The following is a 26,791-nucleotide window of genomic DNA, read 5'->3' on the forward strand; positions in this document are numbered from 1 at the left end:
GGGCCGACTCAGCGCGCCGGCGCGGGCGTCTTGGGCTGGTAGTCGCACCAGGGCGCCACGCGGCACTGCCAGCACTGCGGCTTGCGCGCCTGGCAGACGTAGCGGCCCAGCAGAATCAGCCAGTGGTGGGCGTGCAGCAGGTAGGCGGACGGCACGCGCTTCATGAGCTTCAGCTCCACCTCCAGCGGTGTCTTGCCCGGCGCCAGGCCGGTGCGGTTGGCCACACGGAAGATGTGCGTATCGACCGCCAGCGTCGGCTCACCGAAGGCCACGTTGAGCACCACGTTGGCCGTCTTGCGGCCCACGCCGGGCAGCGATTCGAGCTCCTCGCGCGTGCGCGGCACCTCGCCGCCGAAGCGCTCCACCAGGATGCGGCAGGTCTCCATCAGGTGCCGGGCCTTGCTGCGGTACAGGCCGATGGTCTTGATGTAGCCCTCCAGTCCTTCCTGGCCCAGCGCCAGGATCGCCTGCGGCGTGTTGGCCACCGGGTACAGGCGGCGCGTGGCCTGGTTCACGCTCACGTCGGTGGCCTGGGCCGAGAGGAGCACGGAGCAGAGCAACTCGAACGGGCTCGTATACTCCAACTCGGTTTCGGGTCTTGGGTTGGCCGCCTGCAGCGTGGCGAAGAACGGCCCGATGTTTTCTTTCTTCATTGCCCTTGATTCTCTCCCATGGCACTCCCCTTCGCCGCACGGCTCGACAACGTCGAAACTTCCGCCATCCGCGAGCTGTTCAAGCTGCTCGGCAAGCCCGGCATCATCAGCTTCGCGGGCGGCTTCCCCGACGCGGCGATGTTCGACGTCGAGGGCTTGCGCGAAGCCAGCAGCCACGTGCTGACCCACGCGCCTGGCGCCGCGCTGCAATATGGCGCCACCGAGGGCTACCAGCCGCTGCGCGAGCAGCTCGTGCAGTTCATGGCAACCAAGGGCGTGGGCCTCGCGCCCGAGGAACTGATCGTCACCACCGGCAGCCAGCAGGCGCTGGACCTGCTGGGCAAGGCCATGATCGACCCGGGTGACGCCGTGATCGTCGAAGGCCCCACGTTCCTGGCCACCATCCAGTGCTTCCGCCTGTACGGCGCGCGGGTCATTGCCGCGCCCGTGGACAGCCACGGCGCGCGGGTGGACGAGCTGGAGCGGCTGATCGCGGAGCACCGCCCCAAGCTCGTGTACCTGATCCCCACCTTTGGCAACCCCACGGGCGCCACCCTGACGCTGGAGCGCCGCAAGCGCGTGCTGGAGCTGGCCGCGCGCACGCGCACGCTGGTGGTGGAGGACGACCCCTACGGCGACCTGTACTTCGGCGAGCCGCCGCCCGATTCGCTGCTGGCCCTGAGCACTGACGTGCCCGGCAGCCGCGACTGGCTGGCCTACTGCGGCTCGCTCAGCAAGGTGCTGTCGCCGGGCCTGCGCATCGGCTGGCTCAGCGGGCCTGCCGAACTGCTCGCCAAGGCCACGATGTGCAAGCAGTTCAGCGACGCGCACACCAGCACCTTCGCGCAGGCCACCGCCGCCGAATACCTGCGCGCCGGGCGCATGCCGGCCACGCTGGCGCACGTGCGCGCGGTGTACGCCGAGCGCGCCCGCGCCATGTGCGACGCGCTGCGCAAGGAGCTGGGCGACGCCATCGCCTTCAGCGAGCCCGGCGGCGGCCTGTTCGTCTGGGCCCGGCTGACGGGCGCGGGCGGCAAGGTGGCCGATGCCGGGGTACTGGCCAAGCGCGCCATCGAGAAAGGTGTGGCCTTCGTGCCCGGTGCGCCGTTCTACGCCACCGAACCGGATGCGGCCACGCTGCGCCTGAGCTTCGCCACCGCCGACGTGGACAAGATCCGCGAAGGCGTGGAGCGCCTGGCGCTGGCGCTGTGTAGCCACGCATAATCCCCCTCCCGCGTACGTCCATCTAGTAGTCAGTATTCGATGCTTGGCGGCACCAATAAAAGCGATGCGTTGTGGCGCAGGGCAAGGCGCAAACCACAGCGATAGCCGTCGCTATCGCTATGGTTTTTGCAACGCCGCCATGCGGCAAAAGGCGCGGTTTCATGTGCTGCTTGGCGTTGAACACTGCACTAGGGCGCTTCGCCCCCCGAAGGACCCCATGAGAAAGACTTTCCAACTGCGCATCGAAGGCAGGCACCCGGACCGGGTGCTCGACGCGGTGAAGCACGAGATCCGCAAGTACCTCCGGCGCGAGCGCCGGCGCGCGCTGCCGCCCGGCGTGGACTACTGGGATTTCGACTGCAGGTTCGGGCGCACGCAGGAAGATGCGCAGTCCGTCCACTTGGCCACGCTCATCGGCCTGGTCGACATGGTGGCCGGCGAGGGCGGCGAGCAGTGCTATGTGGAAATCCTGGCCACGCACGGGCATCGCCTGGCCCGGCCCGTGGACGGCGCCGCTGCCGCTTAGCCGCCGCTGCGCGCGGCAGCGGCCCGCAGCCGGTCTTTCTTGCTCGGGCGGCGGCCCTTGATGCCGCCGGCCCCGGGCGCTGGCGGCGCTGCCGCTTCTGTGGGCTCGAGGCCCGGGACCTGTTCGCGCGGCAGGCTCATGTGCTGCCGCTTTTCGATCAGGCGGAAATGCGCTTCGGTGCCCGCGCTCACGAAGCTGGCGGCCAGGCCGCTTTCCCCGGCGCGGCCGGTGCGTCCAATGCGGTGGACGTAGTCGGTGGCCGAGCGCGGCAGGTCATAGTTCACCACCACCGGCAGCCGCGCGATGTCGATGCCGCGCGCGGCCAGGTCGGTGGTGACCAGCACCTCCCAGCGCTCGTCCTTGAACTCGTCGAGCATCTGCTTGCGCGCCGCCGGGCCCAGGTCGCCATGCAGGGCGATGGCGAAGATGCCCGCCTGGTAGAGCTTGTCCGCCACCAGTTCGGCGGCATGCCGGGTGGCGACGAAGACCAGTACGCGCTGCCAGCCGTTCTCCTTGACCAGATGGCGCAGCAGGGCGGTGCGCCGCGCGGCATCGACCTGGATCGCCCGCTGCAGGATGGCGGGCTCGCTGCCCGGGGCCTGCGGGATTTCCACCCGCAGCGGCTCGCGCAGCAGGCCCTCGACCAGGGTGCGCACGGCTGGCGCGAACGTGGCGGAGAAGAACAGGTTCTGCCGCCGGGGCGGCAGCAGCGCCAGCACGCGGGCCAGTTCGTCGGCGAACCCCAGGTCCAGCAGGCGGTCGGCCTCGTCGAGCACCAGCATGCCGGCATGGGAAAGCTTCAGCGCGTTGTGCTCCACCAGGTCGAGCAGGCGCCCGGGCGTGGCCACCACCACGTCGGCGCCGCCGCGCAGGCCCATCATCTGCGGATTGATGGAGACGCCGCCGAACACCACCGCCACCTTCAGCGGCTGCGGCAGGCCCTGGGCCAGGCGGCGCAGCACCTCGCCCACCTGCGCCGCCAGCTCGCGCGTGGGCACCAGCACCAGCGCGCGGATACGCCGGGGCGCTGCGGCAGGCGCGCCTTCCTGCAGCCGCTGCAGCAGGGGCAGCGCGAAGGCGGCGGTCTTGCCCGAGCCGGTCTGGGCCAGGGCCAGCACGTCGGCACCGCGCAGGATGGCCGGTATGGCTTGCGCCTGCACGGGTGTCGGTGCAGAAAACCCCGATGCGTCCGCGGCGCAGACGAGCGCGGGGGACAGGCCGAAGGAGACGAAGGTCATGGGTGCCGCCGGGTTCTGGCCGGGCGGGGTCGCGGGCAGCGGTGCGGACGGCATCAGGCGTGCACCACTTCCAGTACCCGGTCCAACCCGCCGCTGTCGATGGCCAGCATGGCCTGGGTGCGCACGCGCGGCTTGGCGTGGTAGGCCACGGAGAGCCCGGCCTCGGCCATCATGGGCAGGTCGTTGGAGCCGTCGCCCACGGCGATGGCCTGCCTGGGGCTGGCGCCGAGCAGCGAGGCCACTTCGAGCAGCGTGCGGCGTTTCTCCGCGCCGTCGCAAATGTCGCCCCAGCTTTGCGGTACCACGCGGCCCGTGAGGATGCCGCCGGCTTCCTCGAGCAGGTTGGAGCGCGCGAAGTCGATCCCCAGGCGCTGGCGCACGCGCTCGGCGAAGAAGGTGAAGCCGCCCGAGACCAGCAGCACCTTCAGGCCCGCAGCCTTGCAGGCGGCGATGAGCTGTTCGGCGCCGGGGTTGATGCGCAGGCGCTCGTCGTAGACCTGCTGCAGCGCCGCCACGGGCACGCCCTGCAGCAGCGCCACGCGCTGGCGCAGGCTTTCCTTGAAGTCCTTGATCTCGCCGCGCATCGTGGCTTCGGTGATGGCGGCCACCTCGGCCTTCTTGCCCACGGCGTCGGCGATCTCGTCGATGCACTCGATGTTGATCAGCGTCGAGTCCATGTCGAACGCGATGAGCCGGAAGTCGGCCAGCCTGAGTGGCGGGGTGAAGCGCTGGATGACGAGGCCGGGGGCATAGGGGATGGTGTTCATGCTTCTATTTTGATAGCTTCAAGCCCTGGCGGAATAAGCGCTGGGGCTGGATTCGATGTTCAACTTTCATCGCCACCCAGCAGGCTGTCCTGGATGTCGCGCTGCCCGTGCAGGATGCGCCAGATGTCGATATGGTTCGGGCGCTCCAGGTAAAACACCAGGTAGGGAAAGCGTTTGCAGGGCCAGCATCGCAAACCCGCCAGGCCCAGCGCATGCGCATACCGGGGCGAGCCGGTGGCCGGGTGGCGGCGGATGTGCGCGATGGCCTGCTCCAGCGCCAGGACGAAGGCCTCGGCGGTCTGCGGCGCCTGCTGCTCCAGGTAGTAGCCGATGGCTTCATGCCCATCCCGGCTGGCGCGGGCACGGCGTATGGCGGGCCTGGCGGTCACTGCGCGGAGCCGGTCCGAATGGACTGCCGCAGGCTGTCGAAGTACGCTGCGTCGAATTCGCCCATGGGTTCGGAGCGTGCCCCGTCCAGCAGCAGCTCGCGCAGGCGGATGCGTTCCTGGTCCCTGCGGATCAGTTCGCGCACGTATTCGCTGGCCGTGCCGTAGCCGCCGCTGGACACCTGGGCGTCCACATGGATTTTCAGCGCATCGGGCAGCGAGATGTTCATGGTGCTCATGGCCGCATCGTAGTTTTCCTGCCAAATTTTGGCAAACATGGAGGTGAGTATCTGCTGCCCGGCATGCTGCCCGGCAGCGGTATTTGCTTCTGTTTTGATAGCTGCATTCGCTTATGGGATAAGCGCTGGAGCCTGATTCGACACTGAATCAAAAGGCACTCTCTGCCATCTGGTTCTGCGGGATGCGTACGGCCGGGCTGGCGCCGCTGCGGAAGTCATGCCGTTTCGGCCTGCGGCTGCCCCAGACTGCGCAGCACGTCGCGCACCATCTGGGCGCGGGCCTTGGGGTCGGGCAGCTCGCGCTCGATGCGCAGCTTGTCGTTGCCGGCGAGCTTGATGTGGCGGTTCTTCTGGATCAGCCCGATGATGCGCATCGAGTCGATCGGCGGGTTGGGCCGGAAGGTGATGCTGATGACGCCGGGCGCCGCGTCCACCTTCACCACGCCGTAGGGTTGGCTGAGCACGCGCAGGCGGTGCACGTCGATCAGCGTCTGCGCCTGCGCGGGCAGCTTGCCGAAGCGGTCCACGATCTCTTCGAGCAGGCCGTCGATCTGGTCGCTGGTCTTGGCCGTGGCCAGCTTCTTGTAGAACGACAGCCGCAGGTGCACGTCGCCGCAGTAGCTGTCGGGCAGCAGGGCCGGGGCGTGCAGGTTAATCTCGGTCGCCGCCGACAGCGGCGCCAGCAGGTCGGGCTCCTTGCCGGCCTTCAGCACCCTCACCGCTTCGGACAGCATGTCGTTGTAGAGCTGGAAGCCGATCTCCATCATGTTGCCGCTCTGGCTTTCGCCCAGCACTTCGCCGGTGCCGCGGATTTCCAGGTCGTGCATGGCCAGGTAGAAGCCGCTGCCCAGCTCCTCCATCTGCTGGATGGCTTCGAGCCGCTGGGCCGCGTTCTTGGTCAGCCCCTCGATGTCGGGCACCATCAGGTAGGCATAGGCCTGGTGGTGGCTGCGGCCCACGCGCCCGCGCAGCTGGTGCAGCTGCGCCAGGCCGAACTTGTCGGCGCGGCTGATGACGATGGTGTTGGCCGTGGGCACGTCGATGCCGGTCTCGATGATGGTCGAACACAGCAGGATGTTGTAGCGCTGGGCCACGAAGTCGCGCATCACGCGCTCGAGCTCGCGCTCGGGCATCTGGCCGTGGGCCACGGCGATGCGGGCCTCGGGCAGCATGGCTTCGAGCTGTTGGCGGCGGTTCTCGATGGTTTCCACCTCGTTGTGCAGGAAGTAGACCTGTCCGCCGCGCTTCAGTTCGCGCAGCACGGCTTCGCGGATCACGCCCGTGCCCTCGTTGCGCACGAAGGTCTTGATGGCCAGTCGGCGCTGCGGCGCGGTGGCGATGACGCTGAGGTCGCGCAGGCCCTCCAGCGCCATGCCCAGCGTGCGCGGGATGGGCGTGGCGGTGAGCGTGAGCACGTCCACCTCGGCGCGCATGGCCTTCATGACTTCCTTGTGGCGCACGCCGAAGCGGTGTTCCTCGTCGATGATGAGCAGGCCCAGGTTCTTGAAGTGCACCGATTCGCTGAGCAGCTTGTGCGTGCCCACGACGATGTCCACGCTGCCTTCGGCCAGGCCCTTGGCGGCGGCGCTGATTTCCTTGGCCGAGCGGAAGCGGCTCATCTCCGCCACCTTCACGGGCCACTTGCCGAAGCGGTCCACCAGCGTCTGGTAATGCTGCTCGGCCAGCAGCGTGGTGGGGGCCAGGAAGGCCACCTGGCGTCCGCCCAGCACGGCGATGAAGGCCGCGCGCAGCGCCACCTCGGTCTTGCCGAAGCCCACGTCGCCGCAGACCAGGCGGTCCATGGGGCGCGGGCTCACCATGTCCTGGATCACGGCGTGGATGGCGGCACTCTGGTCGGCGGTTTCCTCGAAGCCGAAGTCCTGCGCGAACACCTCGTATTCCTGTGCCGGGTAGCGGAAGGCGTGGCCTTCGCGCGCGGCGCGGCGGGCGTAGATGTTGAGCAGCTCCGCCGCCGAGTCGCGCACCTGCTCGGCGGCGCGGCGCTTGGCCTTCTCCCACTGGCCGCTGCCGAGCTTGTGCAGCGGCGCCTCGTCGGCGGAGACGCCCGTGTAGCGGCTGATCTGGTGCAACTGGCTCACGGGCACGTAGAGCGTGGCGTGGTCGGCGTATTCGAGATGCAGGAATTCCTGCGCCTCGGGCGTGCCGTCGGCGCTGGCGGTCTGGCCCAGGTCCATGTTCACCAGCCCGCGGTAGCGGCCTATGCCGTGCTGCGCATGCACCACGGGGTCGCCCACGCTGAGTTCGGACAGGTCCTTGATGAGCGCGTCGATGTCGCTCACCTGTTCCTGCCGGCGCCGTCGGCGGGTGGTGGGGCCGGCGGAGAACAGTTCGGTCTCGGTGACGAAGTCGATGCCCTGTTCCACCCAGGCGAAGCCCGCGGCCAGCGGCGCGGTGGCGATGCCGGCCTTCTCGTCGCTGGCCTCGAACTCGGCCAGGCTGTCGAACGCGGGCGGGTTCACTCCGCTGGCGCGCAGGAAGTCCAGCAGGCTTTCGCGGCGGCCATCGCTTTCGGCCAGCAGCAGTACGCGCTGCGGCGTGGCCTCGATGTGGGCCTGCAGCCGGGCCAGCGGGTCTTCGGTGCCGCGCGCGGCGGACAGGTCGCCGAGCTTCTGGAACATGGCGCTGTCGGCCACGTCCTGCACGCCGGGACGCAGCGCCAGTTGGGCATGCTGGTTGGCGCGGGCGTAGAACTGCTCGGCGGTCAGGAACAGCGTCTCGGGCGGCAGGGCCGGGCGTTCCGGGTCGCCCTGCACGAGGCGGTAGCGGTCTTTCGTGTCCTGCCAGAAGCGCTGGAACGCGGGCTCGATGTCGCCGTGCAGCACCACGGTGGCGTCGGCGCCCAGGTAGTCGAACACGGTGGCCGTCTCGTCGAAGAACAGCGGCAGGTAGTACTCGATGCCCGCCGTGGCCACGCCGTTGCCCATGTCCTTGTAGATGCGGCTCTTGGTCGGGTCGCCTTCGAGCATTTCGCGCCAGCGCTGGCGAAAGCGTGCGCGGGCCGTGTCGTCCATGGGGAACTCGCGCCCGGGCAGCAGGCGCACCTCGGGCACCGGGTACAGGCTGCGCTGGCTGTCGGGGTCGAAGGTGCGGATGCTGTCCACCTCGTCGTCGAACAGGTCGACGCGGTAGGGCACGGGCGAGCCCATGGGGAACAGGTCGATCAGGCCGCCGCGCACGGCATATTCGCCGGGGCTCACCACCTGCGTCACGTGGCTGTAGCCCGCCAGCGTGAGCTGCGCGCGGAGCTTGGCTTCGTCGAGCTTCTGCTGCGCCTTGAAGTGGAAGGTGTAGCCGGCCAGGAACGATGGCGGCCCCAGGCGGTACAGCGCCGTGGTGGCGGGTGCGACCACCACGTCGGCCTCGCCCTGGCTGATGCGCCACAGTGCCGCCAGCCGTTCGCTGATCAGGTCCTGGTGGGGCGAGAAGGTGTCGTAGGGCAGCGTTTCCCAGTCGGGGAACAGGGCGCAGCGCAGCCCGGGCGCGAAGAAGGCGATCTCTTCGGCCAGCCGGCGCGCGTCCGCCGCATCGGCGGTGATGATGGCCGTGCGCCGGCGCGCCGTGCGGGCGCGCTCCGCCACGCGGGACAGCAGCAGTGCGTCGGCGGAGCCCGGTGGCAGGGGCAGGGTGAATCGTTTGCCAGGGAGGAGAGAGGGAAGGTCCATGCGAAGCGCGGCGTATGCCAAATGGAGAGCACCCTGCGGGCAGGGGGCCCGAAGGGTGCGCAACTGCGGTCGATTCTAGAATGGCGCCTCCATGAGCGATGTGCTGCCGTTTCCCGCCACCGTCTCCAGTGCGGTTTCGGGCCGCTTCTGGGCGCTGGTGCCGTGCGCTGGAACGGGCGTGCGCGCCGCACCGCCGGGCGGCGGCATGGCGGCATGGCCCAAGCAATACCAGAACGTAGCCGGCCAGCCGCTGGTGCTGCACACGCTGGCGGCCTTTGCCGGCGTGGCCCGGCTCGCGGGCACGCTGGTGGCCGTGGCGCCGGGCGACCTGTTCTTCCAGGCCCATGCGCATGCCGCCTTCTTCGCCGTGGACTGCGGCGGCGCCACGCGCGCGGCCACGGTGGAGGCGGGGCTGCGCGCCCTGCGCACGCGCGGCGCCGCCGCCCACGACTGGGTGCTGGTGCACGACGCCGCGCGCTGCCTGGTGACCACGGCGCAGATCGACGCGCTGATCGACGCCTGCGCCCATGACGCCGTGGGCGGCCTGCTGGCGCACAAGCTGCCCGACACGCTGAAGACGGCCACCGCCGGGCCGGGCGGTTTCCGGGTGGCGGGCACGGTGGACCGCAGCGACAAATGGCTGGCGCAGACACCCCAGATGTTTCGCATCGGCATGCTGCAAGACGCGCTGGAGCGCGCGGGCGCCCAGGTGACGGACGAGGCCGGTGCCGTCGAGGCCATGGGCTTGCACCCGCGCCTGGTGGAAGGCGGGGCGCAGAACTTCAAGGTCACCTACCCCGAGGACTTCGCGCTGGCCGAGGCCGTGCTGGCCACGCGCCGGCACGGCGCCACGCTGGAGCGCTTCGGCGGCGGCGTGATAGCCGATCCCGATCATTCGAAGGACGACGCTGGATGGACATGAGAATTGGCGAAGGCTGGGACGTGCACGCGCTGGTGCCCGACCGCCCATTGATCATCGGCGGGGTGCGGATTCCCTTCCACCTGGGCCTGCTGGGCCATTCGGATGCCGACGTGCTGCTGCACGCCATGACCGACGCGCTGCTCGGCGCTGCGGCGCTGGGCGACATCGGGACGCATTTCCCTGATACCGACCCCACGTTCCGCGGCGCCGATTCGGTGGCGCTGCTGGCGGAGGCGGCGCGGCGCGTGGCGGCGCAGGGCTGGCGCATCGCCAACATCGACAGCACTGTCGTCGCCCAGGCGCCGCGCCTGGGCCCGCACATACCGGCGATGCGCGCATGCATCGCGCAGGCGCTGGGCCTGCGCGAAGACCAGGTGAACGTCAAGGCCAAGACCGCCGAACGGCTCGGCCCCGTGGGGCAGGGCCAGGCGATCGAGGCGCGCGCGGTGGCACTACTTCTGGGGCTGGGCGGCGGCAACGGCTGAGTCGTGCCGCAACGCCTGCAGGCGCGCTGCCGGCGTGCGGGCCGCCTTGTCGCCCGCCGGCAACACCGAGGCGCGCAGCAACTGGATATGCGCCGCCAGTCCGCCCGAGGTGGTGTTGGCCAGCGCGAACACGCCGCCCATGCGCTGCACGGTCTTGTCCACGATAGACAGGCCCAGGCCGGCGCCCGTGGCTTCGGTGCGCGCGGAGTCGCCGCGGAAGAAGGGCTTGGTCAGGCTGGACAGCGTTTCCTGCGGTACGCCGGGGCCGTGGTCGCGCACCTTGAGCAGCACCCATTCGTCGCGCGCCTTGGCCGCGATGTCCACGTGCGCCACGCTGGTGCCGGGCGACTTGCCGTAGCGGCGGGCGTTCTCCAGCAGGTTGGAGATCACGCGGCCCAGTTCCACGTCGTCGGCCAGCACCTGCATGTCTTCCGCGACCGCGAGGTTGATCTGCAGGTCGGCATGGTCCTTCACCGCATACACGCACGAGGCGATGACTTCGTGCAGCGGCACAGGCTTGAGTTCCACGTGGTCGGGGCGGGCGTAGTCGAGGAACTTGTCGATGATGGCGTCGAGCTGCACGATGTCGGCCACCATGTGGTCGCGCGCGCCGTTGTCGTGCACGCTCATCTCGGTTTCCAGGCGCAGCCGCGCCAGGGGCGTGCGCAGGTCGTGCGAGATGCCGGCCAGCATCACGGCGCGGTCCTGCTCCATCTTGGCGAGCTTCTGCGCCATGCGGTTGAAGCCGATGTTGACCTCGCGGATCTCGCTGGTGACGGCCTGCTCGTCGAGGTGGCTGGCCGCGAAGTCGCCTTCGCGCACGCGGTTGGCGGCGAAGCTCAACTGCTTGAGCGGCTGGTTGATGAGCCGCGCTATTGCCGCGGCTCCGGCCAGCGAAAGCACGGCGGCCGTCACCAGCCAGGTCAGCCAGGTCTTGCCGCCCGCGGGGATGAAACGGGCGCTGTCCATGAGCAGCCAGTTGGCGTCGCCGTTGATCGTGAACCCGACCCACAGCCCCGGCTTGCCGTTCACGCTGCTGGCGACGATGGTGCCGCTGCCCAGGCGGCTGGACAACTCTTGCGTCAGGCGCGTGCTGAGCGCGTCGTCGGCCATCAGCTCGAACCGGTCGCCGGGCTCGCGCGGCAGGATGCGCACGCCTTCCTGGTCGGCCATGGTCTTGATGAGCGACACGCGGGCGATGGCGTCGGAATGCACCAGCGCCGCGCGGCTCAGGCTCACGAGCGAGGCGATCTGCTGCGCCGTCTGGATGGCGCGCGGCTCGAACTCCAACGCGCGCAGCGTCTGCAGCCACGCGAGAATGCTGCCGATCAGCAAGATGCCCAGCAGGAAGAACGTGCGCCAGAACAGGTTCAGCCCGACGCGGGAGCGTGGGTCCCATGTTGCGCCCTCCGTTTCGAGCGGCGCTGGGCTGGTGCCCATGGCATGCGGGTCGATGGTCGAGTTGCTCACCCTCGCGCGCCCTTCAGACAGCATGTCCATGCATCAGTTCGTGCCGTCCGGAACAAAGACGTAGCCCACACCCCACACGGTCTGGATGTAGCGCGGAGCCGCCGCGTCGGTCTCCACCAGCTTGCGCAGGCGCGATATCTGCACGTCGAGGCTGCGGTCGAACGGCTCGAACTCGCGCCCGCGCGCCAGCAGCGCCAGCTTCTCGCGCGAAAGCGGCTGGCGCGGGTGGCGCACCAGGGCCTTGAGCATGGCGAACTCGCCGGTGGTTAGCGGCAGCTCCTCGCCGTTCTTCTGCAGCGCGCGCGTGCCCAGGTCGAACGTGAAGGGGCCGAAGGTTACCAGTTCGTTGTCGCCCGAGGGCGCGCCCGGCGCTTCCTGCGGCGGGCGGCGGCGCAGCACGGCGTGGATGCGCGCCAGCAGCTCGCGCGGATTGAACGGCTTGCCGAGGTAGTCGTCGGCGCCGACTTCCAGTCCCACGATGCGGTCCACGTCCTCGCCCTTGGCGGTGAGCATGATGATGGGGGTGCGGTCGTTGGCCGCGCGCAGGCGGCGGCAGATCGACAGGCCATCTTCTCCAGGCATCATGAGGTCCAGCACGATCAGGTCCACGGTTTCACGCAGCAGCAGGCGGTTGAGCGCCTTGGCGTCTTCCGCCACCATCACCTCGAACCCTTCCTGGGTCAGGTAGCGGCGCAAAAGGTCGCGGATTCGCGCGTCGTCGTCAACAACGAGAACCTTGTCGGTACGGCCAGCGGTTTGGGTCATGTCGTGCCTTTTTGAATTTGTAACAGAGCCGATTTTGAAGGCGTGACGCCCGGAAAAGCGGTCTTTCCCCCACATCCTGACCAAGTGTTACAGGTGTTGCCCCCGCACGCAACGCAGATGCATCCCTGTGGGCACTATCCGGGACCTGGTGTGAAAAACGATTGGAAGACAAGCTGATGCATTCCCTCATCCTGGCAGTTTTCATGTTCGCGGCGGGAGTGGCTACCGCGCCCGCTACGGCGCAAACTGCGGCGCCCGTGCCGCAGAACGTGGTGCAGTTTGCCGCCGCAGCCACGGTGGAGGTGCAGCAGGATCTTCTGAGTCTGACGCTTGCCACAACCCGCGAAGGTGCCGAGGCGGCGGTGGTCCAGTCCCAGTTGACGCAGGCACTCGATGCCGCGTTGTCAGAAGCCCGTAAGGCTGTTCTGCCTGGGCAGCTTGACGTGCGCACGGGCAATTTCGGCCTGTATCCCCGCTACGGCAAGGATGGCAAGATCAACGGCTGGCAGGGCAGCGCCGAACTCGTGCTGGAAGGCCGCGACTTCCCGCGCATCACTGCCGCTGCCGCCAAGGTCCAGACCCTGGCCACGGCCCGCGTGGCGTTTGGGCTCAGCCGCGAGCAGCGTGCCAAGGCAGAAGCGGATGCCCAGGCCCAGGCGATCGAGCGGTTCAAGTTCAAGGCGGCGGACCTGGCCAAGGGCTTCGGCTTCGCAGGCTATGCGCTGCGCGAGGTGTCGGTGGACAGCAGCGGATCGCAGCCGGGGCCGCGGCTCCGCGCGATGGCGATGGAGGCCAAGGCTGCGATGGTGGATGCCGCCGTGCCGGTCGAGGCGGGCAGGAGCACCGTGACCGTCACCGTCTCGGGCTCTGTGCAGATGCGGTGAAGGCGCGCAGGAGCCGCAGGCCTGCTGCACTCCCCCCGCCGCCATCCATGCGCCATGCCGTACTGCGGACGTTGCTGCCCGCCGGCGAGCAGAACTGGCAAGTGCTTCGGCAATACCCGGGCCGATGCCGCTGGCGGACCCTGTGGCGAGGGCAGTTTTCCGTGAAGCATGGACAATCTCCGGATGAATTACGATGCAACGCAGCCATTACCGAGTGCTGCGGCGCCCATGAATCCTCATGATTGAACCTACGCTGAATTACGTGCGCTGCGCTGGTGCCAGCAGTACGGCGCCGGACCACCACCGCATGGCGTATTGGCAATGGAACGGCACGGACGATCCAGGCCATTCCCACGTCATCGTGTGTGTGCATGGCCTGTCGCGCCAGGGGCGCGACTTCGACGTGCTGGCGCGTGCCCTGGGTGCACACGCGCGGGTGGTCTGTCCCGATGTCGTGGGGCGCGGCCAGAGCGACTGGCTGCGCGACCCCGCTGGCTACCAGATACCGCTGTATGCCGCAGACATACTGGCGCTGCTGGCGCAATTGCATGCCGAGGCGCCGATCCACATGCTGGACTGGGTGGGCACCAGCATGGGCGGGCTGATCGGCATGGTCGTTGCCGGCCAGCCGGGCCTGCCGCTGCCCGCCCCCGTGCGGCGCCTGCTGCTCAACGACGTAGGGCCGGTCATCCAGTGGGAAGCCCTGGCGCGCATCGGCCAGTACCTGGGGCAGCCCGTGCGCTTCGCGTCGCTGCAGCAGGCCGCCGATGCGCTGGCGCTCATCTCGGCCGGTTTCGGCCCGCACACGCCGGCGCAGTGGCTGGAGTTGACGCGTCACATGGTGCGCCCGCTGCCAGAGGGCGGCTTTGCGCTGCACTACGACCCCGCGATCGCAGTGCCGTTCCGCGCAGTCACGCGCGAAGCCTCTGCGGAGGGCGAGGCGCAGCTATGGCGGCTCTATGACGCCATCACAGCGAAGACCTTGCTGGTGCGAGGCAGGCAGTCGGACCTCCTGTCCGAGGCGACCGCGCGTGCCATGGGCCAGCGCGGACCGCGCGCGCGGCTTGTGGAACTGCCGGGCATAGGGCACGCGCCCACGTTCGTGGCTGACGACCAGGTTGCGCTGGCGGCGTCGTTCCTGCTGCAAGAGGACGCGTAAAGCCGCCACGATGAAAAGCCTGACAGCAGAACAGCCGGTGCTGGGCATCCGCACCGCGGCGGTGCCGCAGCTCATCGCGGCGACGGCGAGTGCGCTGCCCGAGCAGGCGCATGCGTTGTCGCGCGCGCGCGCCTTCGCCGAGCCGCTCATCGCCGCCGAAACGCTGGATTCGGGTGAAAACACACTGGCCCATGCCGATGCCGTCGCGGCCATCCTGCGCAGCCTGGGCGGCTCGGAGGCCATGCAGGCCGCGAGCTACCTGGTCCACGCCTGCGAGCACCTGAACCGGCCGCACGAAGTGATTGCCAAGGCGTTCGGCGAGAGCTTCGCCGCGCTGGCGGTCGAAACCACCAAGCTCATGCGCGTGCAGGAGCAGGCCCGTGCGGCCAGCTTCGGCGAGCAGCAGCCGGGTGACGAGGCCTTGCAGATAGAGAACGTGCGCAAGATGCTGCTGGCGTTCTCGCGCGACCTGCGCGTCGTGCTGCTGCGGCTGGCGTCGCGGCTGCAGACCTTGCGTTATTGCGCCGCAGCCAAGCGACCCGTCGCCGCCAGCCTGGCGCGCGAGTCGCTAGACGTATTCGCCCCGCTTGCCAACCGGCTCGGTATCTGGCAGGTCAAGTGGGAGCTGGAAGACCTGGCGTTTCGCTTCCTGGAGCCAGAAACTTACAAGGCAATCGCGCATCTGCTAGACGAAAAGCGCACCGAGCGCGAGGCGCACATGGAGCAGTTGCGGGCGCGGCTCGAGTCCGATCTGCGCGCCCACAGCATCAGCGCCATCGTGCAGGGGCGGCCCAAGCACATTTACAGCATCGTCAAGAAGATGCGCGGCAAGTCGCTCGACTTCGACCAGGTGTTCGACATCCGCGCGCTGCGCGTCATCGTGCCCACGGTCAAGGACTGCTACGCGGCGCTGAGCTGGGTGCATGCACAGTTCCAGCCCATCGTGGAGGAGTTCGACGACTACATCGCGCGCCCCAAACCCAACGGCTACCAGTCGCTGCACACGGTGGTGCGCGACGGCGCCGGAAAGGCCATCGAGATACAGATCCGTACGCAGGCCATGCACAACCACGCCGAGCACGGGGTGGCCGCGCACTGGGCCTACAAGGAGGCCGGCACCAAGGGCTATGCGGGCGTATCCGCGAGCAGCGAGTACGACGCCAAGATCGCCGTGCTGCGCCAATTGCTGGCCTGGGGACGCGATCTGTCGGGCTCACAGCAAAGCCGCGGGCTGTTCCAGGACCACATCTATGTGCTCACGCCCGACGCCGCCATCGTCGAACTGCCGCAGGGCGCGACGCCCGTGGACTTCGCCTATGCCGTCCACACGAGTATCGGCCACCGCTGCCGCGGCGCGCGCGTGGATGGCGCCATGGTGCCGCTCAACGCTGTCTTGCACAACGGTCAGACGGTCGAGATCACCACCGTCAAGGAAGGAGGGCCGTCGCGCGACTGGCTGAACGCTGATCTGGGTTACCTGGCCAGCCAGCGCTCGCGCGCCAAGGTGCGCGCATGGTTCAACGCGCAGGTCATGCACGAGACCGTGGCGCGTGGCCGTGAAGCCGTCGAAAAGCTCTTGCAGCGCGAAGGCAAGACGGCGATGAAGTTCGAAGACATCGCCTCGCGCCTGGGCTTCGATACGCCCGATGCACTGTTCGAAGTGGTAGGCAAGGACGAATTCTCGCTGCGCAGCATTGAAAGCCTGTTGCGTCCACCCGGGCCGGAGCCTGTGCCCGGCGAATACCCGCTGCTGCGCAAATCGCGTGGCAGCGGCGACAAGCCGCCCAAGGGCGGCGTGCTGGTCGTCGGCATCGACTCGCTGATGACGCAACTGGCCAAATGCTGCAAGCCTGCGCCGCCCGACGACATCGGCGGTTTCGTCACCAAAGGCAAGGGCGTGAGCATCCATCGGTCCGATTGCAGCAACTTGCGCCAGATGGCCGCGCGCAGCCCCGAGCGCGTCATCGACGTGGAATGGGGCCGCCCCAAGCTGCAGGATGCCGCGGTCTATCCGGTAGACGTTTCGGTCGAGGCCGCCGACCGCCAAGGGCTGCTGCGCGATATATCGGACGTCTTCGCGCGCGAGAAGACCAACGTGATCGGCGTGCAGACACAATCGCTCAAGGGCACGGCATGGATGACCTTCACGGTCGAGGTGGCCGATGCGGGCCGCCTGGGCAAAGTATTGAGCCAGGTTGCGGATGTCGCGGGCGTGCGATCCGCGCGCCGTCGCTGATTTTGCTGCTATACTCGAAGGCTCAACAAGATTCATGCAGGCGCATAGCTCAGCTGGTTAGAGCACCACCTTGACATGGTGGGGGTCGTTGGTTCGAGTCCAATTGCGCCTACCAAGTCTCTCCGCCCGCGGTAGTCGATGCTGCGGAGTTGCGGGAGGCTTGCAGGGAACAGCCGGAGTTCCCCATATCCCAAGCCGCTCGCAAGAGCGGCTTTTTCTTGTGCCTGTCTCGGATGCGCCCCGCCCCGCCGCGCCATCGCCCTTATTGCAGGCTTGGCCCCGGAGAAACCGATTGGCTCAGCGCCTCGTGCCCCTGGGGGGTAATGGCAAGCACCCGAGCGAATGCACCTATTTCCACGCCGGGTGCGGACAGCAATGCCGCCACCAGATCGGCGGCGCGCAGCACCCGCAGCCTGTCGATGTCGCGGACATCCGTCACGGTAAGGGGCAGCGGCTTGGCCGCAATCTCTCGCAGCAGTTCCAGTGACAAAACCATCTCCTTGATCCATGCGGAACTGGAATTCTGGAAGTGCCTGGCGACAGCGGCAAGTCCCTGATACAACAGGCAACATCGAAAAAAAAGCCCGCGCAGGGGCGGGCTTGGGGAATTGGCCGTGGGCTCTTACGCGGCCCACGCTTACGGCACATTCACATGCGGGAGCACTCTTGGTTTTTTTATCGTCGTGAAAGCTCTTGTCCGACGTGCCGCCGTGAGATTCGGCATTTGCCTGCGCAGGCATTGCCCCAAAAGGAGCAGCGCGCGATTATAGCGCAATCCGTCATGCTGCCAGCGCTCGCGGTGCGTGCTATGGTGAACGGGCCGATTCCGGCATCACTTTGATTGGGCTCCACCATGGCGATGACTTCCTCCGTTTCCCCGCAACGACAGGAGGCACTGCGCGCCATGCTGCTTGATACTGCCGATCTGCTCAAGAAGAACCGTGCCTCGGAGGTCAGCGAGGCCGCCATCGAGGACTTCGTGGCGCTGTCTTGGCTGGAATGGAACGGCGGTGCCCTGCGCATCACGACCACGGGCCGCAACATCTGCAACCAACTCGTCGCGGGCATGACCAAGCAGCAGACCGGCCATCTGTAGTCAGCGCTGGGCGCCTTTCCCGGCCGAGACGGGCTTGATGGCCGCGGCCTTCAGCGACTTCGCAGCACCGCGCGCCACGGGCGCATGCACCTTTACCGGCAGGTACACGACGACCTGCTGGCCAGCCTTGAATGCGGCGCCCGGCTTGACGTTGTTCCAGTCGGCGACGCTGGCTGGGTTCAGCTTGTAGCGCCGCGCGATGCTGGCCACCGTGTCGCGCTTGCCGGCCTTGACCGTGGTGCGGCGCGTCACGATCTCCGGCGTCAGGGACAGTTGCGCATGGTCGGCCACGTGGTCGTCCACGTCGTCCTGCATCTTGGCCGAGCGCGGCACGATGAGGGTGGAGCCTGCCTTGATGAGCATGCGCGGCGGAATGCCGTTGATGCTGCGCAGGTCCGCCTCGCGCATGCCCACGCGCTGGGCCACCGCTGCCACGTTCATGGTCGCGGGCGCCGTCCAGGCGGTCCAGCTCGCGTACTGGCCTTCGGTGTAAGCCTCGAAGTTGCGGCGGAAGACCTGCGCGTTGTCCCACGGCAGCAGGATCTGCGGCGTGCCTGCCGCCAGGATCACGGGGCGATGGGCCGAAGGGTTCAGAGCCTTGAAATCCTCCAGATCCACGTCGGCCAGGCGGGCCGCGAGTTCCACGTCGATGTCGCGCGCGATGTCGACGGCCTGAAAGTACGGGTGGTTCTCGATGGGCGGCAACTCGGCATGGAACAGCTCTGGATGCGCGACGATGTTCTTCACGGCCTGCAGCTTGGGCACGTACAGGCGGGTCTCCGCGGGCATGGACAGCTCGGCATACGTGATGCCCAGCCCGGCCTTCTGGTTGCGCGCAATGGCGCGCGCCACGTTGCCTTCGCCCCAGTTGTAGGCGGCCAGCGCCAGATGCCAGTTGCCGAACTGGTTGTGCAGGCGCTGCAGGTAGTCGAGCGCCGCGCGGGTAGAGGCCAGCACGTCGCGGCGGTCGTCGCGGAAGATGTTCTGCCGCAACTGGAAGTCGTTGCCGGTGGCCGGCATGAACTGCCACATGCCGGCGGCCTTGGCGCTCGACACCGCCTGCGGGTTGAAGGCACTTTCGATGTAGGGCAGCAGCGCCAGCTCGGTCGGCATGCCGCGCAGCTCCAGCTCCTCGACGATGTGGAACAGGTACTTGCTCGACCGCTCCGTCATGCGCTGGATGTAGTCTGGCCGGCTGGCGTACCACTGCTCGCGGTCGCGCACCAGGTCGCCATCGAGGTCGGGCATGGCATAGCCGCGGCGGATGCGCTCCCACAGGTCCGCAGGCGGCGACATCATGGCCACGCCCATGGCAGCGGCTTGCGCGGCGGTGATGGGGGCCAGCGGCCCCGCAGGGTATTGCGGCGTATGGGCGGAATTCGTCGAGGAGGATGCTTGCGGTGCGGTTGCCGACGGCGCCGTGCTGGTGGCGCATCCGGCCAGCCAGAACAGGCAGGCCAGGGTGGCGGCTTGCAGGAGTTTCTTCATCGGAATCCGTTTTTCCATTCGCGCAGGGCGGCGAACACGGCCACCCTGTCGCGGGTTGGTGCATGGGCATCGAAGGCATGGGCCGCGGCGGCCACCCCGGCCTCCTGCGTGCGCAGGAAGGGGTTGACGGCACGTTCCTGTGCGATCGTGGAGGGCAGCGTGGGCTGGCCATGCGCGCGCAGATTTTCGCAGCGCGCGCTGTAGTGGAGCAGTTCGGCGTTGCCGGGCTCCACGGCACGGGCAAAGCGCAGGTTGCCCAGCGTGTATTCGTGTGCGCAGCAGACCTGCGTGGCGCCGGGCAGGGCGGCCAGGCGGTCGAGCGAGGCGAGCATTTGCGCGGGCGTGCCCTCGAACACGCGCCCGCAGCCGCCCGAGAACAGCGTGTCGCCGCAGAACAGCAGCGGCGCGCCGGGGTAGCCGGCGCAGTAGTAGGCGATGTGCCCCGCCGTGTGGCCCGGCACGTCGATCACCTCGAAGCGCAGGCCCAGCATGTCCGCGTGCATGCCCGCCGAGAGCCCAGCGCAGGGCTGCGGAACGGCCTCGTGCGCCGGGCCGTAGACGGCGGCGCCGGTATGCGCGTGCAGCGCTGCCACCCCACCGACATGGTCTGCGTGGTGGTGCGTGACTAGAATGGCCGAGAGCTGCAGCGCATCGCGCCGCAGCGCCTCGAACACGGGTTCCGCGTCCCCCGGATCGACCACCACGGCCTGATGGCCGTCGCGCAGCATCCAGATGTAGTTGTCGGAAAAGGCGGGCAGCGGTATCAACGTCATGAGCAATGAAATTATAGGTTTGCCCTCCTGGTTCGAGACCCCCCCCGGACAGTATTTGCTGGCATGGGAGCAGGCGCGTTTCGACGAGGCGGTGGCCGACGCGTTCGGCTTCCACGCGCTGCAGCTCGGCCTGCCCGCGCTGCCCGCGCTGCGCGCCAACCGCATGCCGCACCAGTGGCTGGCCGTGGATGCGCCGCTGCCCGCGGGCGCGCCGGCACGGCCCGCGCTGGTGACCGACTTCGCGGCCCTGCCGTTCCCCGCCAGCAGCCTCGACCTGGTGCTGCTGCCCCATGCGCTCGAATGCAGCGCCGACCCGCACGCCACGCTGCGCGAGGTGGAGCGCGTGCTGGTGCCCGAAGGCCGCGTGGTGATCTGCGGCTTCAACCCCGCCAGCCTCTGGGGGCTGCGGCACGGCCGCCCGCGCGGCTATCCGAGCACCAGCGCGGCCACGGGCGGCGAGCCCATCGGCTACTGGCGCCTGCGCGACTGGCTGCGGCTGCTGTCGTTCGAGGTGGAGTCGGGCCGCTTTGGCTGCTACCGGCCCGCGGTGCGCAGCAGCCGCTGGCTGGAGCGCTGGCGCTGGATGGACGCGGTAGGCCAGCGCTGGTGGCCTATATTCGGGGCCGCGTACTGCCTCTCCGCAGTGAAGCGGGTGCACGGCATGCGGCTCATCGAGCCGGTCTGGAGCGCGTCGCCGGCCATCGCCGCGGCACCTGTCTCCGTGGCCAACCGGCGGCAACCCGCGGCGATTTCCACACGACAAGAGAACAAGGTCAGCGTTTGAACCGGATCGAGATGTACACCGACGGGGCCTGCAAGGGCAACCCGGGGCCCGGCGGATGGGGCGTGCTGCTGCGCTCGGGCCCGACGGAAAAGGAACTGTTCGGCGGCGAGGCCGCCACCACCAACAACCGCATGGAGCTGACGGCGGTGATCGAGGGCTTGGCCGCGCTCAAGCGCCCCTGCGAGGTGGCGCTCTACCTCGACAGCGAATACGTGCGCCGTGGCATCACCGAATGGGTGCGCGGCTGGAAGGCGCGCGGCTGGCGCACCTCCACCGGGCAGCCAGTCAAGAACGTGGACCTGTGGCAGCGCCTGGACAGCCTGGTCGCCACCAGCGGCCACCGCATCGAATGGCACTGGGTGCGCGGGCACAACGGCCATGTGGAGAACGAGCGCGCCGACGGCCTGGCCAACCGCGGCGTGGACCTGGTGCGGGCCGGGAAAAATTGAAGCAAAAAGTGCCTCCAGCGCCCATGAATCAAGCGGGAGCAGCTATTTTTTTGATAGCATCCAGCGATGCACGCTCCAGCGCCGCCAGCTCCTCGCGCGTGTTGGCATTGCAGAATGCCGGGGTAACCGCGCCGCAGTCCACCACCACATGGGCGTGCTGCTCCACCCACGCCTGCACCTTGTGCCCGCCCGCCCGCAGGTAGGCGGCCAGGCTTTCGCGCAGCGTGGCGCGCAGCAGGCAGAACACGGGCTGGCTGCGCAGCGCGCCGTGCCCGTCGCGGGCCGCGGCCATGGCGATGTCGGCCTGCGCCGCATCCAGCGCGGCGGCCAGCGGTGCCACCAGGTCGGCAGGAAACAGCGGCGTGTCGCAGGGCACGGTGGCCAGCAGCGGCGTGGCGCAGTGCGCCAGCCCCGCGGCCATGCCGGCCAGCGGGCCGGCGAAATCGCCCTGCAGGTCGGCGACCACCGGCACGCCGAACCGCGCATGCGCCGCCGCGTTGCGGTTGGCGTTGAGCAGCAGCGGGCCGACCTGCGGCGCCAGCCGCCGCAGCGCGTGCTGCGCCAGCGGCACGCCGTGGAACGGCTCCAGCCCCTTGTCCGCGCCGCCCATGCGGGTACCGCGCCCGCCGGCCAGCACCAGGCCGGTGATGATCGCATTCTGGGAAGTGGTCATGCCGTCAGTCTTCCACCAGCGGCATATGAAGAAGCCCCTGGGCGCCGAAGGCTGCGCAGCAGGCCATGCCGACAGCCGCTGCGCAACCGGCTTTGCCGGGCCGCTGATGGCACCCGCTGGAGGGGGCGGCGGCGCAGGCGCTTCGGGGGCGGTCCATTTTCAGCCGCCGATGTAGCTCATTTCCACATGCCGCTGCGCGGGCAGGCCGGGTGTGCCGCGCAATTCGGAATAGCGGTCGGCGCGCTGCCGCCAGATGCCGCTGATGGCCCCGGCCAGCGTGGCATCGTCTGCGCCGCCGCGCAGCAGCGCGCGCAGGTCGTGGCCCTGGCTGGCGAACAGGCACAGGTACAGCCGCCCCTCGGTGGACAGGCGGGCGCGGTTGCAGCCGCCGCAGAAGGCATGGGTCACGCTGCTGATCACGCCGATCTCGCCGCCGCCGTCGGCGTAGGCCCAGCGGGCGGCGGTCTCGCCGGGGGCGGCGGGCGCCAGCGGGCACAGGGGCAGCTCGGCGCCGACGCGGCGCAGCACCTCGTCGGAGGGCAGCACCTCGTCCATGCGCCAGCCGTTGGTGCTGCCCACGTCCATGTATTCGATGAAGCGCAGCGCGATGCCCGTGTCCTTGAAATGGCGCGCCATGGGCAGGATTTCATGGTCGTTGACGCCGCGCTTGACCACCATGTTGACCTTCACCGGGCCGAGCCCGGCTTCCCGCGCGGCGGCGATGCCGTCGAGCACCGCGGCCACGGGAAAGTCCACGTCGTTCATGCGCCGGAACACGGCGTCGTCCAGCCCGTCGAGGCTCACCGTCACGCGGTTCAGGCCGGCATTGCGCAGCAGCCGCGCCTTGTGCCGCAGCAGCGCGCCGTTGGTGGTGAGTGTCAGGTCCAGCGCCTCGCCCTCCGGCGTGCGCAGCGCGGCGAGCTGCTCCACCAGCCGCTCGATGTCCTTGCGCAGCAGCGGCTCGCCGCCCGTGAGCCGGATCTTGCGCACGCCCAGCGCCACGAACTGGCGCGTCAGGCGCGCGATCTCCTCGAAGCTCAGCAGGTCCGCGTGCGGCAGATACGGATAGCTCTTGCCGAATACTTCCTTGGGCATGCAGTAGCCGCAGCGGAAGTTGCAGCGGTCGGTCACGCTGATGCGCAGGTCGCGCAGCGGCCGCGCCAGCCGGTCCGCGAGCGGGCCGCCGCCCGCACCGGGTCCGGCGCCGGGAAAGGCGGATGCCGCAAGGCGCTGGTCGAGCAGGGGGATGACGCGTGCCATGTCCGTATTGTCCCGCGTCCGGCAAGCCGGCGCTGCGCAGTCGTGGGCGCGGCGGTCATCAGCTCCTGCGCGGGCCTGCTGCCCTGGGGCCCGGGCGACCGGCGGGCTCATGCCGGGCTTCGTGCCCATGATGCTGCTCGAAACGCGCTGGGCTGAACCGTATTTCTTCACTGAAGTTACGCAGTCCCCACCTGATAGGCTGTTTTGCGCACGTCGTTGCTTGGGGGCTTGGGAAGGGCGAGCCACTGGCCATCGAACTGCCGCACGGCGACGCGGTGGTCGAACACGTTTTCGAGCGCGCGGTGCGTGGCCGCGTCGGCGCAGGCACCCTGGTGCAGCACGCGCCCGCCGGCCATGACGACCATGGCGTCGGCCTGCAGCGCGATCGAGATTTCATGCAGCACACTGACCACCGTGCGCCCCTGGCCCACCAGCGCGCGCACCGTGGCCAGCCAGTCGGCCTGGTGCGGCGGGTCCAGGTTGGCGAGCGGCTCGTCCATCAGCAGCACGTCGGCCTGCACCGCCAGCGCGCGCGCCAGCAGAGCGCGCTGGCGCTCGCCGCCCGAAAGCTGGCCGATGGGGCGGGCGCGCCAATCCCACGCGCCGGTGGCGCGCAGCGCCTGCTCCGCGGCGGCGTGGTCGGCGGGCCCGGGCGGCGCCAGCCAGGCGCGGTGCGGCAGGCGGCCCAGCAGCGCCACGTCGTAGACGCTCAGGTCGTCCGGGCTGCCTTCGCTCTGGCCCAGCCAGGCCAGGTGGCGCGCTCGATCGCGTGCGGTCGTCGCGTGCGCAGGCAGGCCCGGCAGATCCACCCGTCCCGCATGCGGAACAAGCCCGGCCAGCGCGCGCAGAAGCGTGGATTTGCCCGCACCGTTCGGGCCGACGATGCTGGTCCAGCAGCCTGCATGCAGGTCCAGAGAAACACCGTCGAGAATCAAGTGTTTTCCGGCGCTAACGCTTACGGAATGGGCGCGTATAGCTATTTTTTTCATAGCACCGACCCCCCGTCGCGCGTGCGCCGGTGCATGCGCCAGAGCAGGTAGCCGCCGCCCAGCAGCGCCGTCAGCACGCCTACGGCCACCTCCTGCGGCGCCAGCACCCAGCGCGCCAGGATATCCGCGGCCAGCAGCAGCGCGCCGCCCATGCAGGCGGCCAGCGCGGTGTGCGCGGCATGTGTGATGCGCACGATGGAGCGCACCAGGTGCGGCGCGGCCAGCCCGACGAAGGCGATCAGCCCGGTCTGCGCCACCGCCACGCCGGTGGCCAGCGCCATCACCACCACCAGCCCGATACGCAGCGGTGCCAGCGGCAGGCCCAGGCTGGCGGCGGTGGCCTCACCCAGCGTCAGGCCGTCGAGCGCTCGCGCCATCAGCGCCGCGCCGAGCATGCACACGCCCAGCGCCAGCGCCATCAGCGCGCAGGCGCTCCAGCCCACGAAGGCCGTGCTGCCGAGCGTGAACACCTGCATCGATTCGAGGATGCGCGGGTGCGCGAGCTGCACGAGGTCGCGCACGGCGCCCAGCACCACGCCGACGATCACGCCGGCCAGCAGCAGCCGCAGCGTGTGCTGCACGCCCCGCGCCAGCGTCAGCGTGAGCAGCACCGCGCCCGCCGCGCCCACGAAGGCCAGCCCGGTGACGCCCAGTTGCGCCGGCCACGCGCCGCCGCCGCCGGGCGCGGCCCCCACGAAGGCCATCGCCACCGCGCCGCCCAGCGCCGCACCGGAGGCGCTGCCCAGCAGGTACGGGTCGGCCAGCGGGTTGCGAAACAGGCCCTGCGCCACCGCGCCCGACAGGCCCAGCAGCGCCCCCGCGAGCCACGCGCCCAGGCTGCGCGGCAGGCGGATGTCCCACACGATCTGCCACGCAGCGGGGTCGCTGCGCATGCGCGCCAGGCTTTCGAAGCCGGTGCTGCCCACGCCCGCGCCCAGCGCCAGCAGCACGGCGGCCAGCGCCAGCAGGCCCGCACCCAGCCAGGCGGCGCGGCGGTGGCCTGCGGGTGGCGTCATGGTGCCTTGTCCGCCAGGCAGCGCGCCATGGTGCGCGCGGCCTCGGCCATGCGCGGGCCGGGGCGCACCACCACGTCGGCGTCGTCGGGGTCGAACACGCAGATGCGGCCCGTGCGCACTGCGGCCATGCCGTCCCAGCCCGGGTACATGACCAGCGGCTGCATGCTGCGGTTGCCGACCATCAGCACGTCGGGCTGCGCGCGCACCACGAACTCGGGGTTCAGGCGCGGGAACGGGCCCAGTTCCGGCGGCACCACGTTGCGCACGCCCAGGCGCGAAAGCGTCTCGCCGATGAAGGAGGTGCTGCCCGCCGCGTACGGCCCGCGACTGACCTCGAAGTACACCCGCACGCCGCGCGCATGGGCCGGCAGCGACTGCGCCGCGGCCTGCACGCCCGCGTCGATCACGCGCCAGACACGCTCGGCACCCTCGGCGGGCGGCACGTCGAGCAGTTGCCCGACGGCGCCCAGCACGCGCCGCACGTCGGCGTGGGTCTTGGGCTCCAGCGCCACCACGGGTATGCCCAGCGCCTCCAGCCGCTCGCTGGCGCGCGAGCTGACGGAGAGCAGCACCGCGTCGGGCTTGAGCGCGACGATGGATTCGATGGATGGGTCCAGCCCGCCGCCGACCTGCGGCAACTTGCGCACCGCGTCGGGCCAGTTGGAATAGCGGTCCACGCCCACCAGGCGCTGGCACTGGCCCAGGGCGCAGACGGTTTCGGTGAGGGAAGGCAGCAGGCTGACGATGCGCACGGGCGGTTGGGCGAAATGCACGGTACGGCCCCGGTCGTCGGTCACGTCGCCGGCCTGGGCCGCGAGCGGCGCGAGCAGGGCCGCGAGGAACAGGCGAAGGAGCAGGCAGCGCCGGCGCATCATGCGGCGTCCTTCAGCGCCAGCGGCAGCCCGGCGGCCATGAGCGTGACGCGCGCGCAAGCCGCCGCCACGTCCTGGTTGAGCCGGCCCAGCGCATCGACGAAGCCGCGCACGTCGCGCCCCATGGGGATGACGCCCAGGCCGATCTCGTTGGAGACCAGCGCCAGCGGGCCCGGCGCCTGCCGGATTGCTTCCAAAAGCATAGCTGTCTGCGCAGGTAAATCAAGCGCTGGAGGCCTATTTTGCTCATATTCCTGCAGCGGCATCAGCAGGTTGGTGAGCCAGAGCGTCAGGCAGTCCACCACCACCAGCGTGCCGGGGCGGCTTTCGCGCGCGATGGCCTCGGCCAGGCGCAGCGGCTCTTCCACCGACAGCAGGCCGGGCACGCGCGCGGCGCGCTCGGCCTGGTGGCGGGCGATGCGCGCGCGCATCTCCTCGTCGCCGTACCGGGCGGTGGCGACCAGCACCGCGCGGTGCGCCGGCGACGCGGCCAGCCAGCCGCGCGCCAGCAGCTCGGCGCGGCGCGACTTGCCGCTCTTCTGGCCGCCGAGGATCAGTTCCGTGTGCATGGGAAGGACTTGGACTTGCGCAAAACATGCTTCAACCTGGAACCGGCAGTTGGATGCGCCTGCCGGTGCCGTGATCGGGGCGCCAGGCAAGACCGGGCGACGCGGCGGGCTTGGTGCCCGCAAGGAGGGGCAACGCCGCATGGCGCGCCGAGCGCGGTGCTGGCAGGTGCATGGCGCTCTGACCC

27 protein-coding genes and 1 tRNA gene are annotated in these 26,791 nt (G+C 69.4%); 11 read left to right on the forward strand and 17 right to left on the reverse strand.

Features of this window, described 5'->3' with window-relative positions; translation table 11 throughout:
* Positions 1-8 precede the first annotated feature (8 nt).
* Entirely contained in the window at positions 9-653 is a 645-nt protein-coding gene (gene nth, locus PY257_RS08885; protein WP_275741011.1) for an endonuclease III, read from the reverse strand.
* Between the two features lie 18 nt (positions 654-671).
* Between nth and PY257_RS08890 the strand changes: the two genes are divergently transcribed.
* Positions 672-1,877, forward strand: coding sequence for an aminotransferase-like domain-containing protein (locus PY257_RS08890; RefSeq protein ID WP_275741012.1), 1,206 nt, complete (start codon positions 672-674; stop codon positions 1,875-1,877).
* A 217-nt stretch (positions 1,878-2,094) separates the two neighbouring features.
* Positions 2,095-2,403, forward strand: coding sequence for a DUF6172 family protein (locus tag PY257_RS08895; RefSeq protein ID WP_275741013.1), 309 nt, complete (start codon positions 2,095-2,097; stop codon positions 2,401-2,403).
* Here the strand turns inward: PY257_RS08895 and PY257_RS08900 are convergent.
* The 5 genes from PY257_RS08900 to mfd form a co-directional block, all read right to left on the reverse strand.
* Positions 2,400-3,641, reverse strand: coding sequence for a DEAD/DEAH box helicase (locus PY257_RS08900; RefSeq protein WP_275741073.1), 1,242 nt, complete (start codon positions 3,639-3,641; stop codon positions 2,400-2,402). The two genes, PY257_RS08895 and PY257_RS08900, sit on opposite strands and share 4 nt — an antisense overlap.
* A 53-nt stretch (positions 3,642-3,694) precedes the next feature.
* Positions 3,695-4,408, reverse strand: coding sequence for a phosphoserine phosphatase SerB (gene serB, locus PY257_RS08905; RefSeq protein WP_275741014.1), 714 nt, complete (start codon positions 4,406-4,408; stop codon positions 3,695-3,697).
* A 59-nt stretch (positions 4,409-4,467) separates the two neighbouring features.
* On the reverse strand, positions 4,468-4,797 hold the full coding sequence (locus tag PY257_RS08910) for a type II toxin-antitoxin system RelE/ParE family toxin (protein ID WP_275741015.1): 330 nt from the start codon (positions 4,795-4,797) through the stop codon (positions 4,468-4,470).
* Positions 4,794-5,033, reverse strand: coding sequence for a type II toxin-antitoxin system ParD family antitoxin (locus tag PY257_RS08915; RefSeq protein WP_275741074.1), 240 nt, complete (start codon positions 5,031-5,033; stop codon positions 4,794-4,796). Before PY257_RS08915 ends, PY257_RS08910 begins: the two co-directional genes overlap by 4 nt.
* 215 nt (positions 5,034-5,248) lie before the next feature.
* Positions 5,249-8,716: a transcription-repair coupling factor gene (gene mfd / locus PY257_RS08920; RefSeq protein WP_275741016.1), complete on the reverse strand. Its 3,468-nt coding sequence runs from the start codon at positions 8,714-8,716 to the stop codon at positions 5,249-5,251.
* A 91-nt stretch (positions 8,717-8,807) separates the two neighbouring features.
* On the opposite strand from mfd, the gene ispD reads away from it, so the two are divergent.
* Entirely contained in the window at positions 8,808-9,638 is an 831-nt protein-coding gene (gene ispD / locus PY257_RS08925) for a 2-C-methyl-D-erythritol 4-phosphate cytidylyltransferase (RefSeq protein ID WP_275741017.1), read from the forward strand.
* Positions 9,629-10,123, forward strand: a complete 495-nt coding sequence (gene ispF / locus PY257_RS08930; protein WP_275741018.1) for a 2-C-methyl-D-erythritol 2,4-cyclodiphosphate synthase — start codon at positions 9,629-9,631, stop codon at positions 10,121-10,123. Before ispD ends, ispF begins: the two co-directional genes overlap by 10 nt.
* Here ispF and PY257_RS08935 read toward each other — a convergent pair.
* On the reverse strand, positions 10,091-11,623 hold the full coding sequence (locus tag PY257_RS08935) for an ATP-binding protein (RefSeq protein ID WP_419095679.1): 1,533 nt from the start codon (positions 11,621-11,623) through the stop codon (positions 10,091-10,093). The genes ispF and PY257_RS08935 overlap by 33 nt on opposite strands.
* Positions 11,624-11,626: 3 nt before the next feature.
* On the reverse strand, positions 11,627-12,358 hold the full coding sequence (gene ompR, locus PY257_RS08940; protein WP_275741019.1) for an osmolarity response regulator transcription factor OmpR: 732 nt from the start codon (positions 12,356-12,358) through the stop codon (positions 11,627-11,629).
* A gap of 176 nt (positions 12,359-12,534) precedes the next feature.
* Between ompR and PY257_RS08945 the strand changes: the two genes are divergently transcribed.
* From PY257_RS08945 to PY257_RS08960, 4 genes are all read left to right on the forward strand, one after another.
* Entirely contained in the window at positions 12,535-13,242 is a 708-nt protein-coding gene (locus PY257_RS08945; protein WP_419095680.1) for an SIMPL domain-containing protein, read from the forward strand.
* A gap of 238 nt (positions 13,243-13,480) precedes the next feature.
* Entirely contained in the window at positions 13,481-14,401 is a 921-nt protein-coding gene (locus PY257_RS08950) for an alpha/beta fold hydrolase (protein ID WP_275741020.1), read from the forward strand.
* A 10-nt stretch (positions 14,402-14,411) separates the two neighbouring features.
* Positions 14,412-16,637 carry a RelA/SpoT family protein gene (locus PY257_RS08955; RefSeq protein ID WP_275741021.1) on the forward strand — a complete coding sequence of 742 codons (2,226 nt, stop codon included), beginning with the start codon at positions 14,412-14,414 and terminating at the stop codon, positions 16,635-16,637.
* A 38-nt stretch (positions 16,638-16,675) separates the two neighbouring features.
* Positions 16,676-16,752, forward strand: a tRNA-Val gene (locus PY257_RS08960).
* A 147-nt stretch (positions 16,753-16,899) separates the two neighbouring features.
* Here PY257_RS08960 and PY257_RS08965 read toward each other — a convergent pair.
* Positions 16,900-17,133 carry a hypothetical protein gene (locus PY257_RS08965; RefSeq protein WP_275741022.1) on the reverse strand — a complete coding sequence of 78 codons (234 nt, stop codon included), beginning with the start codon at positions 17,131-17,133 and terminating at the stop codon, positions 16,900-16,902.
* Between the two features lie 357 nt (positions 17,134-17,490).
* Here PY257_RS08965 and PY257_RS08970 point away from each other — a divergent pair, with 357 nt between their 5' ends.
* On the forward strand, positions 17,491-17,733 hold the full coding sequence (locus tag PY257_RS08970; RefSeq protein WP_275741023.1) for a hypothetical protein: 243 nt from the start codon (positions 17,491-17,493) through the stop codon (positions 17,731-17,733).
* Here PY257_RS08970 and PY257_RS08975 read toward each other — a convergent pair whose 3' ends face one another.
* Both PY257_RS08975 and gloB read right to left on the reverse strand, forming a co-directional pair.
* Positions 17,734-19,221: a transglycosylase SLT domain-containing protein gene (locus PY257_RS08975; protein WP_275741024.1), complete on the reverse strand. Its 1,488-nt coding sequence runs from the start codon at positions 19,219-19,221 to the stop codon at positions 17,734-17,736.
* Positions 19,218-19,994: a hydroxyacylglutathione hydrolase gene (gene gloB / locus PY257_RS08980; protein ID WP_275741025.1), complete on the reverse strand. Its 777-nt coding sequence runs from the start codon at positions 19,992-19,994 to the stop codon at positions 19,218-19,220. Before gloB ends, PY257_RS08975 begins: the two co-directional genes overlap by 4 nt.
* 19 nt (positions 19,995-20,013) lie before the next feature.
* On the opposite strand from gloB, the gene PY257_RS08985 reads away from it, so the two are divergent.
* Both PY257_RS08985 and rnhA read left to right on the forward strand, forming a co-directional pair.
* Positions 20,014-20,778: a class I SAM-dependent methyltransferase gene (locus tag PY257_RS08985; RefSeq protein ID WP_419095681.1), complete on the forward strand. Its 765-nt coding sequence runs from the start codon at positions 20,014-20,016 to the stop codon at positions 20,776-20,778.
* Complete coding sequence (gene rnhA, locus PY257_RS08990; RefSeq protein WP_275741027.1) at positions 20,775-21,227, forward strand: ribonuclease HI; 453 nt, start codon at positions 20,775-20,777, stop codon at positions 21,225-21,227. Before PY257_RS08985 ends, rnhA begins: the two co-directional genes overlap by 4 nt.
* Positions 21,228-21,255: 28 nt before the next feature.
* Here rnhA and mobA read toward each other — a convergent pair whose 3' ends face one another.
* The 6 genes from mobA to PY257_RS09020 all read right to left on the reverse strand — a co-directional run bounded on the left by mobA (position 21,256) and on the right by PY257_RS09020 (position 26,606).
* Positions 21,256-21,900: a molybdenum cofactor guanylyltransferase MobA gene (gene mobA, locus PY257_RS08995; protein WP_275741028.1), complete on the reverse strand. Its 645-nt coding sequence runs from the start codon at positions 21,898-21,900 to the stop codon at positions 21,256-21,258.
* A gap of 159 nt (positions 21,901-22,059) precedes the next feature.
* Entirely contained in the window at positions 22,060-23,160 is a 1,101-nt protein-coding gene (gene moaA, locus PY257_RS09000; RefSeq protein WP_275741029.1) for a GTP 3',8-cyclase MoaA, read from the reverse strand.
* Positions 23,161-23,336: 176 nt separating this feature from the next.
* The gene (locus tag PY257_RS09005; protein ID WP_275741030.1) at positions 23,337-24,149 is read right to left on the reverse strand and encodes an ABC transporter ATP-binding protein; all 813 of its coding nucleotides are present in this window, start codon (positions 24,147-24,149) and stop codon (positions 23,337-23,339) included.
* Positions 24,146-25,165, reverse strand: coding sequence for a FecCD family ABC transporter permease (locus PY257_RS09010; protein WP_275741031.1), 1,020 nt, complete (start codon positions 25,163-25,165; stop codon positions 24,146-24,148). The genes PY257_RS09005 and PY257_RS09010 overlap by 4 nt, the downstream gene beginning before the upstream one ends.
* Positions 25,162-26,040: an ABC transporter substrate-binding protein gene (locus PY257_RS09015; RefSeq protein ID WP_275741032.1), complete on the reverse strand. Its 879-nt coding sequence runs from the start codon at positions 26,038-26,040 to the stop codon at positions 25,162-25,164. The genes PY257_RS09010 and PY257_RS09015 overlap by 4 nt, the downstream gene beginning before the upstream one ends.
* The gene (locus PY257_RS09020; protein WP_275741033.1) at positions 26,037-26,606 is read right to left on the reverse strand and encodes a bifunctional adenosylcobinamide kinase/adenosylcobinamide-phosphate guanylyltransferase; all 570 of its coding nucleotides are present in this window, start codon (positions 26,604-26,606) and stop codon (positions 26,037-26,039) included. Before PY257_RS09020 ends, PY257_RS09015 begins: the two co-directional genes overlap by 4 nt.
* Positions 26,607-26,791 lie beyond the last annotated feature (185 nt).

This window comes from Curvibacter soli (genome assembly GCF_029211125.1).
In the GTDB taxonomy this organism is placed as follows: Bacteria; Pseudomonadota; Gammaproteobacteria; order Burkholderiales; family Burkholderiaceae_C; genus Curvibacter_A; species Curvibacter_A soli.